8 protein-coding genes are annotated in these 19,346 nt (G+C 63.2%); 7 read left to right on the top strand and 1 reads right to left on the bottom strand.

Translation table 11 applies throughout. The features are described from left to right. The first annotated feature begins 21 nt into the window (after window positions 1-21). Together HBF25_RS00670 and HBF25_RS00665 are read left to right on the top strand one after the other, a co-directional pair. A complete protein-coding gene (locus HBF25_RS00670; protein WP_166945602.1) occupies window positions 22-792 on the top strand; it encodes an SDR family NAD(P)-dependent oxidoreductase in 771 nt (256 codons plus the stop codon). A 639-nt stretch (window positions 793-1,431) separates the two neighbouring features. Continuing rightward, window positions 1,432-4,254, top strand: a complete 2,823-nt coding sequence (locus HBF25_RS00665; RefSeq protein WP_166945600.1) for a TonB-dependent receptor plug domain-containing protein — start codon at window positions 1,432-1,434, stop codon at window positions 4,252-4,254. A 38-nt stretch (window positions 4,255-4,292) separates the two neighbouring features. Here the strand turns inward: HBF25_RS00665 and pdxR are convergent, their stop codons facing one another. Next, entirely contained in the window at window positions 4,293-5,777 is a 1,485-nt protein-coding gene (pdxR, locus tag HBF25_RS00660; RefSeq protein WP_166945598.1) for a MocR-like pyridoxine biosynthesis transcription factor PdxR, read from the bottom strand. Between the two features lie 102 nt (window positions 5,778-5,879). On the opposite strand from pdxR, the gene HBF25_RS00655 reads away from it, so the two are divergent. From HBF25_RS00655 to HBF25_RS00635, 5 genes are all read left to right on the top strand, one after another. Beyond that, window positions 5,880-6,614: a GNAT family N-acetyltransferase gene (locus HBF25_RS00655; protein WP_166945596.1), complete on the top strand. Its 735-nt coding sequence runs from the start codon at window positions 5,880-5,882 to the stop codon at window positions 6,612-6,614. Window positions 6,615-6,963: 349 nt separating this feature from the next. Next, entirely contained in the window at window positions 6,964-13,809 is a 6,846-nt protein-coding gene (locus tag HBF25_RS00650; protein ID WP_166945594.1) for a beta-1,3-glucanase family protein, read from the top strand. Window positions 13,810-14,174: 365 nt separating this feature from the next. After that, the gene (locus HBF25_RS00645; protein ID WP_166945592.1) at window positions 14,175-15,650 is read left to right on the top strand and encodes a DcaP family trimeric outer membrane transporter; all 1,476 of its coding nucleotides are present in this window, start codon (window positions 14,175-14,177) and stop codon (window positions 15,648-15,650) included. A 12-nt stretch (window positions 15,651-15,662) separates the two neighbouring features. Further along, a complete protein-coding gene (adiC, locus tag HBF25_RS00640) occupies window positions 15,663-17,006 on the top strand; it encodes an arginine/agmatine antiporter (RefSeq protein WP_166945590.1) in 1,344 nt (447 codons plus the stop codon). A 3-nt stretch (window positions 17,007-17,009) separates the two neighbouring features. Continuing rightward, complete coding sequence (locus tag HBF25_RS00635; RefSeq protein ID WP_166945588.1) at window positions 17,010-19,313, top strand: Orn/Lys/Arg family decarboxylase; 2,304 nt, start codon at window positions 17,010-17,012, stop codon at window positions 19,311-19,313. Window positions 19,314-19,346 lie beyond the last annotated feature (33 nt).

Genomic DNA, 19,346 nt, shown 5'->3' with positions numbered 1-19,346 from the left:
AAGACAACAGGACACAACGACATGCGTTTCGAAAACAAGGTCATCGCCATCACGGGTGGCGGTTCGGGTATCGGCAAGGAAACCGCACGGCGCTTCGTCGCCGAAGGCGCGAAGGTGGTCATCAATGGCCGCGATCGCCAGAAGCTTGTCGCCGCGGCGAAGGATATCGACCCGTCGGGCAGCCACGTGATCGTCACCGACGGTGACATCGCCGATCCGCGCACGGGGCAGGAGCTCGTGGACACCGCCGTGCGTCGCTTCGGTCGTCTCGACGTGCTGGTGAACAATGCGGGTGTGTTCAATCCGAAGCCCTTCCTCGACCTCACCGAAGCCGACTACGACTGGTACCTGGACACGATCCTCAAGGGCAAGTTCTTCACGGCACAGGCCGCGGCGCGTGCCATGAAGGATTCTGGCGGCGGTGCCATCGTGCAGACCGGTTCGATGTGGGCGATCCAGGCCATCGGCGCCACGCCGTCGGCGGCGTATTCGGCGGCGAATGCCGGTGTCCACGCCATGGTGCGCAACCTGGCCATCGAACTGGCACCACATCACATCCGCATCAACGCGGTGGCACCTGCCGTGGTCGAGACCCCGGTGTACAACACCTTCATGAGCGACGCGCAGGTGAAGGAAGTGCTGCCCACGTTCGATGCCTTCCACCCGCTGGGCCGCAACGGCCAGCCCGGCGATGTGGCCGAAGCCATCCTGTTCCTTGCCTCCGAACAGGCTGGCTGGATTACGGGTACGGTGCTTCCGGTGGACGGTGGCGTCACCGCCGGACGCCAGTAAACGATCCGCGCGATGGCTCGTTCATAGGTCGCCGTACCCTGCCAGGTGTCGGTCGTATCGACGGTCGAGTGCGCGTTTCAAGGGCTGGATGACGGCAGTCACCGGCCCTTTTCTATATGGTCATTTCTTATGTACTTATAACCATCGGTTATAAGACGGGTCGCTCCAGATCCTGTGCACGTAGCGGTCACCTCAATCCATGTCCATGGTTTTGCCGGTGATTTCTGGAAACGCGGCCGCCTCCGTCCTGCGGCGCGACTTTCGTGATTTCCTGCTCCGGGCCGCCACGTTGGTCCATGTTCCGCAAGTGCGCTGCGGAACTTTATTGACACCATGAAAAATAGATGAAGAGAATGATCGTGCCGGACATCACGAATGATGATCCGTGCCTGTTCCCCCACCTCTTCACGACCACGAATGGCTATGAACATCCAGTGCCTGAAAATCGCTACCTGCGACGCTTGTTGTCGTGGCGTCGCGCACTGTTGTTGATCGGGTCGTTACGTACGGCTGTCCCCACAGCCTGATTCCTGCTCCACCTCCCATGCCCACTGACAGCGCACGCTGTCGATCACCTTGCACCCTGAAATCCTGGCCCTGATGCCGGGACGGGTTGCCGAACCCAGGATTTGCCCTCCCATGTCCAGTCCAGGCTTTACTTCCACTCGCGCTACCCGGGTTTTCCAACGAACGGCCCTCGCCGTCGGCATCATGCTGGCGATGCCGGCATGGGCACAGACGGCGACGGTACCGACGTCCGACGCCGCACCTTCGTCAGCGCCCGGCGATGGCAAGGATTCGCCGCGGCAGTTGCAGGAAGTGGTGGTTACCGGTTCGCGCATTCCACGCACCGAACTGGAAGGCGCATCGCCCGTTACCACCATCACGGCCGATGAAATCGACGCCCGTGGTTATCGCAATGCCTTCGATGCCCTGTCGCAGCTCACGCAGAACACCGGACAGGTGCAGGGTCAGGATTTCGGCAGCACCTTCACGCCGGCGGGCAACTTCCTCAACCTGCGCAACCTTGGTGCCAACCACACCCTGGTGCTGGTCAACGGTCATCGCCTGGCGGAGTATCCGGTGGCTTACGATGGCCGCGTCAATGCGGTCAACCTCGCCAATATTCCCTCCGAATCCATCGAGCGCATCGAAGTGACCGATGCGGGTGCGTCGGCAATCTATGGTTCGGACGCCATCGCCGGCGTCGTCAACGTGATCCTGAAGCAGCACTACGACGGCACCGACATCAAGGTACGTGCGGGCGGAACACAAGGTGGCGGTGGCGCCAACCAGCGCCTCCAGCTCACCCAGGGTATCGATGCGGGCAAGCTGACCGGTGTTGCCGGGCTTGAATTGAACAACACCCAGCCGCTGGAGTTCGGCGACCGGCACCTGAGTTCGTCCTACACGCGTAATGCGATTGACCCCACCACCTCCGTACCGGGCGTGGCGACCATTCGCGATCCGATATCCGGGCGTTATCTCGCGCCACCCGATGGCGCATGCCAGGGCCTCGGCGGCCTGATGGGCGGCAGCGTCGGCCTGGATACCAGCAATAATCCGAAGCGCCCTGGCACGTACTGCGGGAGCGACCGGTACTACAACGTCGGCACGCTGGGAGCGGCCAAGAAGCAGGCCTCCGGTTTTGCCAGCCTGCAGTACAAGATCAATGACCACACCTCGCTCTATGGCGACTTCCTGGCCGACGACACCCGTGTCACCAGCCACCTGATCGGGCCGCCCAGCTGGTCCAGTTCGTCCGTCGCAGGTCCGTTCTGGGATACCCAGACCCAGCGCCTGGAAAACCTCACGCGCGTCCTTGCCCCGGACGAAGGCATCGGCCTGCAAGGGTACGACCGCACCTATCTGGAGCGCTCGTTCACGGCGTCGGTGGGTGCCCGGGGTGACTTCGGCAGCAGCGACTGGCACTACGATGCCAACTACACGTACTCCCATTACAGCAGCGACCAGACGCGGCAACGCTTCCTCAATAGCGTGGATACGTACTTTCTCGGCCAGCAGGTAGGCAGCCACGTTGTCGATGGCACGACGTTTCCCTCCTATGCGCCGAACCTGGCCAACTTCTATAGTCCGTTATCAGCAGCGCAGTACGAAAGCCTCGCGGCATCCAGCACGAGCAAGAACAGTTCATGGACGCAGACCGCCAGCCTCGCGGTAAACGGCACCCCATTCACACTGCCCGGCGGTGATTTTGGCGTAGCGGCGATTGCGGAGCTGGGCGACCAGGGCTACCACCAGCACCCGGATCCACGTATCGACCAGGGCTACTTCTGGAACACGGGTACCGCCGATTCGTCCGGGGGCACCCGGCGCAACCAGGCCGTAGGCGTGGAATTCAATGCGCCCGTGCTGTCGTCACTGACGGTGTCGGGTGCCGCGCGCTACGACGTCTTCCACTTCGCCGGCAACAGGATCAGCAAGCCCACCTTCAACGTGGGCCTGGAATACCGACCCGTGGAAAGCCTGCTGATTCGTGGCAACTACGCCACCAGCTTCCGTGCGCCGGACATGAACTACATCTTCTCCAATGCCACGCTGGGCTATAACCCCGGGCAGACCGATTATTACCTGTGCCGCCTCGGCAACCAGCCGTACGGAAGCTGCGACCAGACCTACAACATCAACTACACCCAGAGCGGCAACAGCAAACTGAAGCCGGAGACGGCCCGCTCCTTCACCTATGGCGTAGTGTGGTCGCCCAGCAGGAACTTCGATCTGTCGGTCGATTACTACCATATCGCCATCACCGACGAGGTGACGAACCTCAGCATGGACCAGCTGCTGCGAACCGATGCCGACTGCCTTGCCGGCCAGACCCTGTCGGGTACACCGGTGGACCCGCAGTCCTCGCTTTGCAGTGATGCCATTGCCCGTGTCCACCGTGTTGCAGCCAATGCACTGGTGAATGCCAATGGCGTGACGAGCGTGGACGTCAATCCGATCAACGCTTCCAACGAACACACCAGCGGACTGGATGCAAGTTCAAACATCCGCTGGGGCGGTGACCGCTTCGGCCTGTTCGCCCTGAAGCTCGATTACACGACGGTGTTCAGCCACAAGTACGAGCAGTTCGGTGGCGATGCGATACAGGACTACCTGAGCCCCGCCTACCAGACCGAATGGCGCAGCAAGGTCAATGCGGCACTGAGCTGGCATCGCAACGACTGGTCGGCCACGGTCAACGGCATCCGTTACGGAAGAATCCCGTACGGAAACCAGCTGGGTTACCGGGCGCCGTACACGTTGTTCAATACGAGCGTGGCCTACCAGTTGAACAAGGAGGCATCCGTCTCTCTCGTCATCAACAACATCGCCAATCGCATGCCCGTGGATCGCACGCAGGGATGGCCCAACTATCCGTCCAGCATCTACGACATCTACGGGCGGCAATGGTGGATCCAGTTCGACTATCACTTCGGTGGCAAGTCGAAGGCCTGACGACACCGCCAGGAGGCAGCGCGATAAGCGCTGCCTCCCTAGCGCGTGACCGCTCGTTCGATGAGCGTTGCAAGGCTGCGCACTAGTGCTTTCATCCGTGAGGCATCGGTATTTCCATAGCCGAGTACGAGCCCGTTGCATGTGGGATGCGCTGAGGACGCGAAGGCGGACAAGGGCTCGGGCGCCATGCCGTGTTCCCGCGCCATGAAGGCCAGCCGGCGGTCGGGGACATGAGCCGGCAGGTGAAGGCTCAGGTGCATGCCGCTGTCGCCACCGGTGATCCGGTGTGGCACGGACAGCTGCGTCGCCAGGGCCTCCTGCAATGCATCCCGGCGCTGACGGTAGAGCCGGCGCATGGCGGAGAGGTGGCGACCGAAGCCGCCGCCGTGGATGAAGTCTGCCAGGGCCAGCTGTTCCACGCGTCGCCCCCCACGCAATAGTTCGGCCAGCACAGGCGCCATCACGGGGCGCAAGGCCTCGGGCAGTATCATGAAACCCATCCGCAATGCAGGGAACAGTGTCTTGCTGAAGGTGCCGACATAGAGCACCGGCGCGTCCGGGAGCATGCCCTGCATGGCACCGATGGATTCGCCCGAGCGGCGGAACTCGCTGTCGTAGTCATCCTCGATGATCCATGTGCCGTGCGAGGTAGCCTTCTCTATCAAGGCCAGCCGACGTGCCGCGGAAAGCACCGAACCGAGCGGATACTGGTGCGATGGCGTGGTGTAGACCAGCTTCGGCGAACGTGCCTGCCATGCTTCGTCTGCGATGACGATGCCAGCGTCGTCCACCGGACAGGCCGTGACGTCCAGTGCACCCGCGGCGAAGGCCTGCTGTGCACCGCGATAACCCGGGTCCTCGATCCACCCCGCATCTCCGGCATCGGCCAGCAGGCGCACGCAAAGGCCAAGGGCCTCCTGCGCGCCAGTGGTGATGACGACCTGCTCCGGCGTCGCCCGTACGCCACGCGAGAGGGTGAGATGCCGCAACACAGCGGCACGAAGCGCCGGTTCGCCGAAAGGATCGCCGTGGCCCAGCAACGTGTCGCCATGGGCTGCCATGGCCTTGTCCATGCAACGCTTCCAGGTTCCTGCCGGAAAGTGATCCAGGGCAGGGACGCCAGGCCGGAAGGCCAGCGTATCGTCTGCCGTAGCGGCACGACGAGGGATGCGCATGGCGCGCTCCGACAGCACCGGCGCCCGCGCCACGCGGACGTCGGCAGGTGATGTTCGCAAACGGGGCAGGGCGGCGACGCGGGTGCCCTGGCGGCCGGCAGCGATGAACCCTTCGGCTCCCAGCAGTTCGTAGACAGCCGTGACGGTATTGCGCGATACGCCTACGGCATCCGCCAGCGCACGCGAGCCGGGCAGTCGGCTGCCCGCAGGCAGCCGGCCGTCGAGGATGCCCGCGCGCAAGTGGCGCAGCAGCTGACCTTGCAGGGATGCACCATCGCGGCGCAGGGGCGGCGATCCGGCGAGGAAGTCGGACCAGGCGGCGTCATCGGCATGGGGTGGCATGGGCATGGCGATCCTGCAGTGTGGCTCCATCATAGTGCCAGCATGTGGCACTACCGGAAGAGCCACGAAAGCCTAGCCTTGCTGTCGAGCCCTTCTCCGGAGAACGACATGGCAGACACCCTTAATTCCCTCGGCCAACCGGTTGGCATCGCCCTGCCGGACTGGCGCCCGCGTACCCGACCCGCCCGCGTCAGCCTGGAAGGGCGCTTCTGCCGGCTGGAGCCCCTGGAAGCGGAGCGCCACGCTTCCGAGCTGTGGAATGCCCACGCGATGGCACCGGATGCCTCGGGCTGGACCTATCTGCCGGTGGGGCCGTTTACCAGCGAAGCCGCCTTCGCAGGCTACGTGCGCGATGCGGCAGCCAGCAGCGATCCGTTGCATTACGCCGTGGTGGACCAGCGCACGGGGGCAGCCGTAGGCACGATGTCACTGATGCGCATCGATCCGGGCAATGGTGTGATCGAAGTAGGTCATGTGGTGTTCTCGCCCCGGCTGAAGCGCACGCCCATATCCACCGAAGCGCAGTATCTGCTCATGAGCTACGTGTTCGATGAACTGGGGTATCGCCGTTACGAATGGAAGTGCGACAGCCTCAACGCGCCCTCGCGCGAGGCAGCGTTACGACTTGGCTTCATGTTCGAGGGCATCTTCCGGCAAGCGAGCGTCTACAAGGGACGCAGCAGGGACACGGCGTGGTTTTCGGTGATCGACGGCGAATGGCCTGCGTTGCGCGATGGATTCGTCCAATGGCTGTCCGAGAGGAATTTCGACCGCGACGGTCAGCAGCGCCAGTCACTGGCGGCGATACGCACTTGTGCGCCCATGCAAGTTCCTGAGGGTTAGTCCAGCGCTCGAAATATCGTGGCAGGTGGTCCGGTCGTCTTGGATAAACCTGTCGGCACCACGCGTTGTGCGGGCCGGTTCATGGAACGGCATCGTGGAGCAGGCGATCAAGGGCGTACACCCCTGAATAGGGTATGCCGGTGGATGAACGCATCCATACGCTCCCCCGCGACATCGTCCCGATGCCCTCGTCCACCCGACACGGTGGGAGTGCTTCGACGCGCAAACAGGGGAATCACCGCTGTGCACCGTCGGCGACATCGACGGTGATTGCAACGGCCTCCGGCCATGCCCGGACCTGGGGCGGGAGTTGTCCTCACCGCGACTTCAACCAGGGAACGTACACCCCATGAAGAGTCACCCCGCGTCACCACCGGGCAGCCCGGGGCGAGGAAGGCTATCCGCCTTCATCGCCATGGCGCTCCTTGGTGCGACGGTCACGGCCCACGCCGTGACACTCGCGCCTTCGGATCGCCAGGACATCAACATCGGCGCCACGCCGTGGAAGTACATCAAGCAGTACATCAACCAGTCGGGTCATGCCGCCGTGCCGAACGGCGACGACGGCGCGAATCCGTCCTATGACGATTCCCAGTGGGAAGTGGTGGGCCTGCCGCATGCGGCCAACGACTTCACCACCTTCATCAACCAGGAATCCGGTGGCGGCCAGGGCAGCCTCGACGGTAGCCTGAGCTGGTACCGCAAGGTGCTGACCGACTCGGCGTCGTACCGTGGCAAGAAAGTGATGATCGAGTTCGAAGGCGCGCACACGGGCGACCGTGTCTACGTCAACGGGCAGTTCATCCCGGGTACCGGCACGCTCAACCAGCCGAACCAGCCCAATGCCAACGCCACCCATGTATACGGATTCATTCCGCATATCGTGGACCTGACCCCATACCTGCGTTACGACGGCACGGACGTCATCGCGGTCAAGGTCGAGCGCGATGGTGGTGACATCTTCCAGGACCCGGGCTTCGGCGGTGCCTTTCGCTTCGGCCAGTCCGAGGCGGGTATCTTCCGTCCGGTGAAGCTGCACGTGACCAACCTCGTGCACATTCCGGAGAACGTGTACGAAGGCCAGAACACCTGGGGTACCTACGTCGGCACCCAGAGCCTGGGTGCGAACAACCAGTCGGCCGTGATCGACGTACAGACCAACGTCGTCAACGACACGGACGTACCGAAGACCGTCACGCTCACCACGCAGATCGTGGACGAGAACGGCAAGGTGGTGGCCAGCGACCAGAAGCAGCAGGAGCTGGCTCCGCACCAGGCACCAAATGACGTCGCGCCGGTGTTCGACCAGCACCTGACGGTGTCGGGCGCCGACCTGCACCTGTGGTGGCCGAACGGCAGCCTGCACAACGTGGCGCGGCCTGGCGACACCGGCCGTCCGCGTCCGTACATGTACAAGGTGTTCCACACCGTCAGCATCGACGGCGCCATCGTGGATGCCAAGCAGAGCCCTCTGGGCATCCGCATGATCACCTGGGACAAGAGCTATCCCTACGTCAACGGCGAGCGCTTCCGCGCCGATGGCGCTTCGGGCCGCTACGATTACCCGGCGCTCGGCTCGTCCGTGCCGGAAGAACAACAATGGCGCGACCTGCAGCTGTTCGCCGCCGGTGGCGGTGACATGTGGCGGCCTGGCCATTCGTCGTCGAGCCCCGAGTTCGTCGAGGCGGCCGATGCCCTGGGTGTATTCATCATCCAGCCCAGCGGTGACGGCGAAGGCGGCTTCGACAAGGAGTGCGCGTCCAAGGGCGACGCCACCGCCGTGTCGCAGTGCCTGTACATGCGCAACGTCAAGCGCGAAGTGCATCGCGACATGGTGATCCGCGATCGCAGCCACCCATCGATCCTTGCATGGGAAACCGACAACGGTGCGATCCTGAACTCGTTCGCGCTGGAGCTGCGTGCCCTGGCCGCGAAGTGGGACAACATCGCTCCCAGGGCAGCGTCGGATCGTAGCGGAGCAACCGATCCCACGACGGGCCAGCCCATCATCAACGGTGACCTGTTCAGTTGCAGCAAGGCCGGCTGCGAGACCTCCATGAAGGCTGGTGCCTTCAAGAACCTGCCCGTCTGGGGCGCCGAGTACTGGGGTATCGGTTCCCAGCGCCAGGCCTACGACGCGCAGCTGGCGATGTTGCTGAACTACATGGTGCCGTACTCGCAGGCGCGAAGCGTAGGTACCTTCGGCATGTCCCAGTGGTACTTCGCGGATACCCCGGGTGAAACCGGCAATTTCGACGAAGGCACGGAAGACTCGACGCACTGGACCTACCAGCATGTGAACGGCGATCCGAACCAGCCTATCGCGCAGTATCCCGATGGCACGCAGATCAAGAACTTCGCCCACAACGTGCGTTCGCTGGGCGATTCCATGGTCGACCAGAATCGTTTCCCGAAGCTGATCTACTACGCATACGATGCCCTCTGGACTCCGTTCCAGCTGCAGCCGGTCGTGAAGCTCGCCAACACCTGGAACCGGTCGGGTGACATCCGCGTCAGCGGCTTCACCAACTGCCCGGCCGCCCGCCTGCTCATCAACGATGTGCAGCAGGGCACCGACCAGCAGCCGAACGACTGGACCAGCATCGACCAGGCTTCTTATAACCTCGTCAACGGCAATGCGGGCGATCCGAACGGTCCCAGCGAGACCACGGGCAAGATGCAGAACGTGGCCCAGGCCGCCGCCACCACCAAGCTGCCCCAGCAGGTGCACTGGGACGTGACCTGGCAGTCCGGTACCGCCAAGCTGCAGTGCATCGGCACCGACGGCAACGTGGTGCAGGACGCCAATAACCAGCCGGTAGAGGATGTGCTGAACACGGCCGGCAAGCCGGACCACATCCTGCTCACCGTGGTGCCCGACGTGGCATTGACGAAGCCGGATGGCAGCTCCTTCGCCGTGACCGCGAACGGCTCCGACGCCGCGTTCATCGAAGCCCGCGTGCTCGATGCCAACAACGTGCTCGTGCCGGTCGAGGGTGACGTCAACGTGACCTTTACCGTCACCAGCGGCGACTCGCTGGTGACCTACCAGGGCGGTACGCAGCAGCTGGTGGACTGGTCCGCCGGTTCGACCACGAACTTCGATGGTTCGCAGGAACCGATCCACGGTTACCACTCGCCAGGCGATCATGAACTGAAGTTCGAGGGCGGCCTGCAGAAGATCGCGCTGCGCACGAAGTTCACGCCAGGCCAGGTGACGGTCACCGCCACTGCGACGGGCATGACGGCCGGCTCGGCGACGTTCCAGATTTCGCCGGTGCAGCAGCCGTCGACGCCGCTGGGGCCGCCTTCGCTGATCGCCACTCCACAGGATGATTCGGTCACCGTGGGAAGCAGTGGGCATTTCGAAGCCGCCGTCTCCGGTGCCCAGCCGATGACCTTCACCTGGAAGAAGAACGGTGTGGTGATCGATGGTGCGACCACGTCGGCCTACGACACGCCGGCTACCGTACAGGGTGACGATGGTTCGACCTATACGGTGTCCGCGCACAACAGCCTGGGCGACACGCCGGACTCGGCACCTGCCACGCTGCACGTGTTCGCGGCGCAGGCCGTGACCATCACCCAGCCGTTACAGGCCGTGACGGTGGATGCCGGCCAGCCAGCGCACTTCCAGGTGGCCGCCGGTGGTTCGCCGAAGCTGAGTTACAAGTGGTTCCACAACGGAACGCAGATCGTCGGTGCAGATGGTCCGTCGTACGACATTGCGGCGGTGCAAGCCTCGGATGCAGGCAATTTCTCGGTCGAAGTGGACAACCCGGTGGCTCCCGCTACGTCGGGCCCGGTGGCGCTGACCGTGAATGCGGCTCGTCCGCCGGTTTTCACCGCCTCGCTGGGTGATGTCCGCGCGAACCTCGGCCAGTCTGCCTCGTTCACCGCAAACGTGGCCGGCTCCTCGCCGTTCCACTACCAGTGGATGCACGGGACCCTGGCTGTCGGTACGGATTCGCCGACGCTCACCATTCCCGCCGTCAGCCAGACCGACGTGGGCGGCTACCAGGTCATCGTGACCAATATCCTGGGTAGTGCTTCGGCTGCCACCAGTAATACGGCACAGCTGACCCTGGCTCCCCCGGGCGCCAATCTGGCGCGTGAGAAGGTGACCTATGCCAGTGGCGTGCAGGATGCGAACGGTACGCCGTCCTCCTATGCCGTCGATGGCGATGACACCACGCGCTGGGCATCGGAGCAGGATTCCGATCCGGCCAAGACGGATGCCGCATGGTTCGAAGTGGACCTGGGTGCCGTGCAGACATTCGATCACGTGGTGATCAAGTGGGAAGCGGCTTATGGCGCCGACTACAAGATCCAGGTGTCGAACGACAAGGACACGGGTTTCACCGATGTACTGGAGAACTCGACCGGTACGGGCGGCACGGATGACCTGAGCTTCCCCCACCCGGTCAGCGGTCGTTATGTCCGCATGCAGGGCGTGAAGCGTGGTACCAACTACGGCTACTCGATGTATGAGTTCGAGGTGTTCAACACGCCCAGTTGCTGCGATGCGCCGTCAAGATACATCGTCCAGGACGATAACCACGTCACCGACACGCTCAGCGGCCTGACCTGGGAGCGTCACGAACGCAGCCTGGCCGACGAAGGTGCGCAGTACAAGCGTTCCAAGGCGGCCGACGACTGCGCCCAGGTGAATGCACGCCTGCCATCCGCTGCCGAAGCACTGGCCATCAGCGGCAAGAACCTGTCCACCAATGCCTTCCCGCAGGACTGGTCTACCTGGACCACCGACAATGATCCGGGCGATGCCGACAAGGCACTGATGGTGAGTCGATCCGGTGATGTCACGCCGCAGCTTGCCGAAAACTATCCCGGTAGCGCCATCTGCGTCTCGGGTTCGGCGACGGCACTTCCGGCACCGCTGATCTCGGCACCGCTCGTGGCCCAGACCGCCGGCGTGGGTCGTTCGGCGCACTTCGCCGTGGCGGCCACCGGCACCGGTCAGATGACCTACGAGTGGTTCAAGAACGGCGACTCCGTGTCGGTGACCTATGACGGCACCTACGCGACGCCGGCCCTGACCGCGGCCGACAACACGGCGCAGTACCAGGTGAAGGTCACCAACGCACAGGGTATCGCCACGCTGAGCAACGTCGTGCAGCTGACGGTGGACAACTCCACCAGCGGCTTCGACCTGCCGCCGTGGGAAACCCCTCCGCAGAACACCGGTGGCAATCAGGGCAACAACGGCGGCAACTCGGACAATCCGGGTACGCCGGGTGACGGCCAGAACGGCGTCAACGTTGCGCTGCATGCGTCGGCTACCTCGCTGAAGAACGAGAACGACACCTACCTCGGCCCGGGCAATGCGGTCGATGGCGACTTCACCACCCGCTGGGGTTCGTCGTTCGATCCGGAAGCCTGGATTGCACTCGACCTAGGTTCGCAGCAGACCTTCGACCACGTGATCCTGCGCTGGGAGAATGCCTACTCGACGTCGCACAACATCGAGGTGTCCAACACTGGCAACGGCACCGACTGGCAGCCTGTGACGGCCCAGCCGTTCACCGGCCAGGGCGGCGTGGAACGCGTGGATTTCCCGGCGCAGACCGCACGTTACGTGCGCATGCACAGCCTGGCGAAGAATACGGTGGGCTACGGTGTATCGCTGTGGGAATTCGAGGTGTACCAGCCGGTGACCCCGCAGTTCGTGTCGCAGCCTTCCGCGCAGGCCCTCACGGCCGGCCAGACGGCGACCTTCACGGTCAGCGTCAAGGCCTCCGGCCAGCCCACCTACCAGTGGCGCTTCAACGGCGTGAACATCCCGGGTGCGACCCAGGCCACCTACACCAAGGTGGTGGCCACGACGGACGCGGGTAGCTACGACGTGGTGGTGACCAATGGCCTTGGCCAGAGCGTAACCAGCAATGCGGCCGTACTAAGCGTGGCAGCGGCACAGGGCTCGGGCAACCAGGGCACCGGTACGGGCACGGGCGGTACGGGTACCAGCGGCACCGGCAACGGTGGCAGTAGTGCGAACAATGATCCGCCGGAAGGTTTCAACTACGACATCTATCCGGGTTTCGTCGGCGTGCAGCTGCGCAACACGACCAATGGCAAGTGGAGCGACGACCAGATCTACGTCGAAGTGATCGCGAAGGATCCGGCAACCCAGCAGTACGCCTGGATCGATCCCAACGGTGACATCGCGCCGATCACCGTGGCCGACAACACCGCCACGGGCCACCTGACCAAGAATGGAAATCCGTACCCGAACTATGCGTTCACGCTGGCGCAGACCAAGCTGCTCAAGCTGCCGAAGTCGTTCGCGGGCCGTATCTTCATCTCGTTCGGCGAACCGCTGTACATGGCCAACAACGTCGCGGCGGATGGAACCGTCGGCTTTGCGGGTCCGAGCCTGACCAACGCCACCGATCCGAACATCAACACCTACTACGACTGGTATGAGTACACCTGGGCCGACAACGGCATGTGGATCAACACCACCCAGGTCGACCAGTTCTCGTTCCCGTTGGTGGTCGATCTGTACGGCGACAACAAGACCACGCACCAGACCGCAGGCATCACGGAGACGCGTTCGCAGATCTTCACCGAGTACAATCAGGAAGTCGGCCCCGAATTCCAGATTCCGAACCTCGGCGACAGCTCGCTGCGCATCCCGGCTCCGAACGACGATGCATTCCAGGCCAGTGGTTCGCAGGCCCACTACTTCGATCCGTACATCGACGAAGTGTGGCAGTACTACACGACCAACAACCTGCACATGACCATGGGTGCCATGCAGTTCGATGGCAAGGTGATCGACGGCGTGCTGACCCTGACCCACACCAACTGGGCCGATACCCAGCAGCCGGGTGAGGAGCAGGGCAGGCTCTACCAGATCAAGAAGCCTGCCTCCGTGGACGTGTTCGGCGGCGAAGGCCATCTCGCCGACGGTACCGATCCGTGGGGCATCGTGGAGCAGCTGGAAGCCCAGATGGCGGGTGCGTTCAACCGCCACGTGATGGAAGACGTAACGAAGTGGAACGACGACACGCAGTACTACCTGCAGGCGCCGACGAACTACTACGCCAAGTTCTGGCACAAGCACAACATCGGTGGGAATGCCTACGGCTTCTCCTACGATGACGTGGCCAACCACAGCTCGTCGCTGCAGAGCACGCAGCCCGAGCACCTGGAGCTCAGCATCGGCTGGTAAGCCGTTGCAGGGCATGCTGTAAAGAAAAGGGCGGTGGAGCAATCCACCGCCCTTTTTGTTTTCTGTAGGAGCGCGCGTGCGCGCGACCGGTGATATCGCAAACACTGGTCGCGCGCAGGCGCGCTCCTACAGAGGAGGTGATTGCTTGCGGTCCGGTGTCGCACCGCCCGGACAAAAGGAGGGCCCTTGCGGCTGCGCCACTACCATCGCCGTGCGACGGCCAGGCTACTGTGAGAGCTGTCACAACCTTGCCGCAAATGAGCGGGTAGGGTGGGCTGAAGGCTCCTATATTTCGTCGAGGCAGGCACCGCGTTCTTATACGCGGGCGGCGTATTTCCATGGGTGGGAAAGGAGGCATCCGGTACATGAAACGGATTCGATGGCTTGCCCTCGCGGCGGGCATGGCGTGTTTCGCCATGGGGGCCCAGGCGCAGGACAGCGGTGAGGCGCAGCTGCGCAAAGAGAACGCACAGCTGCGCGCCGAGGTGGATGCCTTGCGTGACGTGGTCAAGCGCATGGGTGAACGGCTGGACGCGGTAGAGACCGCGCAGGTACAGAAGGCGGCACCGGCCTCGGTTCCTCCAGCCGGGGCCGTTCCCGGCAGCCAGCCCATCGTGGCGACGACCCCGGCAGAAAAGGTATCCACGGCGACGGCGGTCGGTGTGCCCGCGTCACGTCTTCCCTCACAGAACTCGGTCGCTGACCAGGGCGCCGGTGCCTCGCGTGTCAATAATGCCCCCCCGCCCACGGACCCCGAGCTCAAGGGGTTTTTCGACGTGCCGGGTACCGAAACGAAGATCCGCATCGGCGGGTACGCGAAACTGGATGCCATTGCCGACAACCACGATGCCGGCAACGACGAGCAGTTCATCCCCGGGGCGTTTCCCGCGGGAAGCACCTCGCGCGACCACGAGCATTTCAACATGCACGCGCGTCAGACCCGCTTCACCTTCGAGGCGCGCCGGCCCACGGAATACGGCAGCCTGCGCTTCTATCTCGAAAACGACTTCTACGGTGGCGATGCCAACAGCTACCAGTTCCACCTGCGTCACGCGTATGGGCAGATCGGCAATACCTATGCGGGCTATGGCTATTCCGCCTTCATGGATGCGGATGCGCTGCCGGACACGCTCGACTTCGCGGGTCCGGGCGGGCAGATGTTCGTCCTGCAGCCGGGCATCCACCAGGCGTTCCCGTTTGGAGAAGGCAACAGCCTCACGATCTCGGGCGAGCGGCCGCAGTCCGAGGTGGCATCCACGGTAACGCGGGCGGACATGAAGGGGGCGACGCGGGTGCCGGACCTGGTGGTCGCCCTGCGTCGCGAGCGCGACTGGGGCCATGTGCAGGCCGGCATGCTGTTGCGCAGGCTGGGTTATACGGACGGCAAGTCCGATGGTTACGCCACGGGCTGGGGCGTGGCCCTCAGCGGCACCTTTGCCCTGATCGACAAGGACCTGCTGATGATCAGCGGCGTCTATGGCAAGGGCATCGCCCGCTATCTCTCCGACACCAGCGGCAGCCGGCTCGATGCCACGGTGGACGATGCCGGGCGCCTGCATGCCCGCAAGGCCTGGGGCTGGTATGGCGCATACACCCATTACTGGTCGCAGCAGTGGCGCTCGAACCTGGTCTACGGGCAGGCGCGCGTACCGTCCAATCACCTCAACGACGATACCGCGTTCGCCATGACCGACTACGCGGCATTGAACATGATCTGGAGCCCGACACCCACCTGGACGATGGGCATGGAACTGCTCCACGGCACGCTTGAGCAACGCAATGGCAGCCGGGCCAACGATACCCGGCTGCAAGGATCGGTGCAGTACAGCTTCATCAAATAACAGGAGCATCCCATGGCGGCTGGCGACAAAAAGATAGGCGTGGTGGCAGCCACGTTTCTCGTGGCAGGCAACATGATGGGGTCGGGGGCGTTCCTGCTGCCCGGCAACCTGGCCAAGCTGGGTTCGGTATCGATGTGGGGCTGGACGGTGACCACGCTGGGTTCCCTGTTGCTGGCGTTTGTTTTCGCCAAGCTCGGCAAACTGGCGCCGAAGGAAGGTGGCCCTTACGCCTACGCACGTGATGCCTTCGGGCCTTACATGGGCTTCCAGACCAACACCATCTACTGGTTTGCGAACTGGATCGGCAACGTGGCGCTTCCCATCGCGGCCGTGGGGTATTTCAGCTACTTCATTCCCGCATTGGCGAATCCCTGGATACGTACCCTGGCGGTGGTGGGCCTGATCTGGCTGTTCACGTTTGCGAACATCGCCGGTGCGCATGTGGTGACGCGCATCCAGTCGATCACCACGTCGTTTGCGCTGATACCGCTTTTCGGCGTGGCATTGCTGGGCTGGTTCTGGTTCAAGTCTGACGTATTCACGGCAGCCTACAACGTCTCTGGCAAGAGCGATTTCCAGGCCATCTCCAGTTCGGCATCGTTGACACTTTGGGCATTCATCGGCGTGGAGTCGGCATCGGTGTCCGCCGGTGTGGTGCGCAATCCCGAAAAGAATGTCGCCATCGCGACGCTCGCGGGCGTGGCGCTTGCTGCCGTCGTATATATCGCCAGTTCGGCGGTGATCATGGGCATGGTGCCCAACGACCAGCTCCAGGTGGCCGATGCGCCGTTTGCCCTGGCGGCGCAGGTCGCCATCGGCCAGGTCGGTGGCGGCATCGTCAGCCTGTGCGCCACGCTGGGCGCGGCCGGTTCGCTGGGCGGCTGGATCCTGCTGACGGCGCTGTCGGCCAAGGCGGCGGGTGACGACGGCCTGTTCCCGGCCGTGTTCAGCCGCACCAACAAGGACGGCACGCCCGTGAAGGGCCTGATCATCGTGGGCGTGCTGATGTCGCTCGTGGTACTGGCCACGGCCACCTCGCCGTCGGCATCGGCGCAGTTCGGCCTGGTGACGTCGGCGGCCGTGGTGCTGACCCTGCTGCCGTATATCTATTCCTGCGTGGCCTGCTACTTCGTCGTGGAGCAGAGCCATAGCACGGTGCATGTGGGCGTGTACTGGGTGCTGACCAGTATCGTGGTCTGCTACTGCCTGTGGGCCATCTTCGGCACCGAAGGCCAGCTCGTTACCTGGGCCTTCCTGTTCATGCTCTTCATCACCGTGTTCTACCCGTTCTTCAGCGAGGAACGGCGCAAGAAGACGCTCTCCCAGAAGATCGCATCCCCGTCCGCCCGGAGCTGAGCCATGTATTTCAATTCGCTGGATTACCCGATCGTCATCATCGACGACGACTTCAACTCGCCGCGCATCAACGGCATCCTGATCCGCGCGCTGGCCGAAGAGATCGCCACGCATAACCAGCGTGTGCTCACGGGCCTTAACATGGCCGATGCGCATGCAGCCGGTCGTACCTACACGGCCGCGTCGGCCGTGTTGATCTCCATCGACGGCACGGAAGAGGGGCCGTCCCAGTTCGACGACCTGTACCAGTTCCTGGACGAGCAGGATGCCCGTCGTGGCGACCTTCCGGTGTTCCTCTACGGTGAACGGCGCACCATCGAGCAGGTGCCGACGAAGCTGCTGGGGCGCGTGCACGGGTTCATCTATCTTTACGAAGATACCAAGGCGTTTATTGCGCGGCAGATCATGCGCGCCGCCGACGATTACATGGAGCGTCTGCTTCCGCCTTTCTTCAAGGGGCTTCTGATCCATTCCTCGCGCTCGAACTACAGCTGGCATACGCCGGGTCATGCCGGCGGCATCGCCTTCACCAAGTCGGCGGTGGGTCGTGCGCTTCACCAGTTCTTCGGCGAAAACACCTTGCGCAGCGATCTTTCCATTTCCGTACCGGAGCTGGGCTCATTGCTGGACCACAGCGGCCCCATCAAGACGGCGGAGCAGGAAGCCGCCCGCAACTTCGGCGCCGACCATACTTTTTTCGTCACCAACGGAACATCCACGTCGAACAAGATCGTATGGCATGGCGTCGTGGCCCGTGGCGACGTGGTATTCGTGGACCGTAACTGCCACAAGTCGCTGCTGCACTCGATCATCATGACCGGCGGTGTCCCGGTTTACTTCCGTCCGAGCCGTAATGCCCACGGCATCATCGGCCCGATCAGCCTCGACCAGTTCGACCCGGCCGATATGGCCGCACGTGTCGCAGCACACCCCTTGGCGAGCAAGGCCCATATGGACGGTGCGAAGGTGCGCATCGCCACGGTCACAAACTCTACCTACGATGGCCTGTGCTACAACGCCGAGTCCATTGCCGAGCGTATCGGCTCTGCCGTGGATTACCTGCATTTCGACGAAGCCTGGTATGGCTATGCAGCGTTCCACGAGCTGTATGAAAACCACTATGCGATGGGCAAGGGCAAGGAGCGGACGCAGGACGCCGTGATGTTCGCCACGCAGTCCACGCACAAGCTGCTGGCGGCGTTTTCGCAGGCATCGATGATCCACGCGCGCGACGGTCGCGAGCACAGCCTTGATGCCGAGCGCTTCAACGAAGCGTTCATGATGCACACGTCCACGTCGCCGCACTACGGCATCATCGCTTCCTGCGACATCGCCTCGAAGATGATGGAAGGCAAGGCGGGTCGTTCGCTGGTACAGGAGACCCATGACGAGGCCATCGCCTTCCGCCGGGCCATGCTGCATATCGAGCGCGAGCTGTCGCGCGAGGAGTGGTGGTTCCAGGTATGGCAGCCGGATGCATTGCGCAGCCAGCTGGAAAAAGATCTCGACACCATCGGCCCGGTGACCACGGCGCAGAAGGACTGGTCGCTGGCATCCGGTGCGGCCTGGCACGGTTTCGGCGACCTGCCCAACGACTACGTGATGATCGACCCGATCAAGGTCACCGTGCTGACGCCTGGCCTGGACATGCATGGCAAGTCGACCGAAGAGGGCGGCATCCCCGCCGCCGTGGTGACCAAGTTCCTGTGGGAGCGCGGCATCACCGTCGAGAAGACCAATCTCTATTCCTTCCTGTGCCTGTTCTCCATGGGCGTGACCAAGGGCAAGTGGAGCACGCTGGCCACTGAGCTGTTGTCGTTCAAGGGTCTTTACGATCGCAATGAATCATTGCGTAATGCCTTGCCGTCGCTGGTGGATGCTTATCCGGAAGTGTACGAGGACGTCGGCCTGCGTGATCTTTGCGATGCGTTGCACCGCTTCAACGTCACCCATGATGTCGCCCGGATCATGAGCGAGATGTACACCGAACTTCCCGAGCCCGTCGTTACGCCGGCGGAGGCCTATGACCGTCTTGTCCAGGGCAAGGTTGAGCGCGTGGATATCGATGCACTCGACGGCCGCATTGCGGCCACGATGATCGTGCCTTATCCGCCCGGTATCCCCACGATCATGCCTGGCGAGCGTTATGGCGGTACGAACCACGCCATCCTTGAATCGCTTCAGCTCGCGCGCGAGCAGAACCAGCAGTTTCCAGGCTTCGAATCCGACGTGCATGGCCTTATCGTCGAGGTGGACGAGGACGGCCGGGATCATTACGTGGTTGAGGTTCTCTCCGTCGACGCCTGATCGATATATACGGTGAGAACCGGTCGCGCGCGA

Source organism: Luteibacter anthropi, assembly GCF_011759365.1.
GTDB classification, from domain to species: domain Bacteria; phylum Pseudomonadota; class Gammaproteobacteria; order Xanthomonadales; family Rhodanobacteraceae; genus Luteibacter; species Luteibacter anthropi.
Note: the sequence above shows the minus strand (reverse complement) of the source record. Positions and strands in the feature narration are given on the sequence as shown.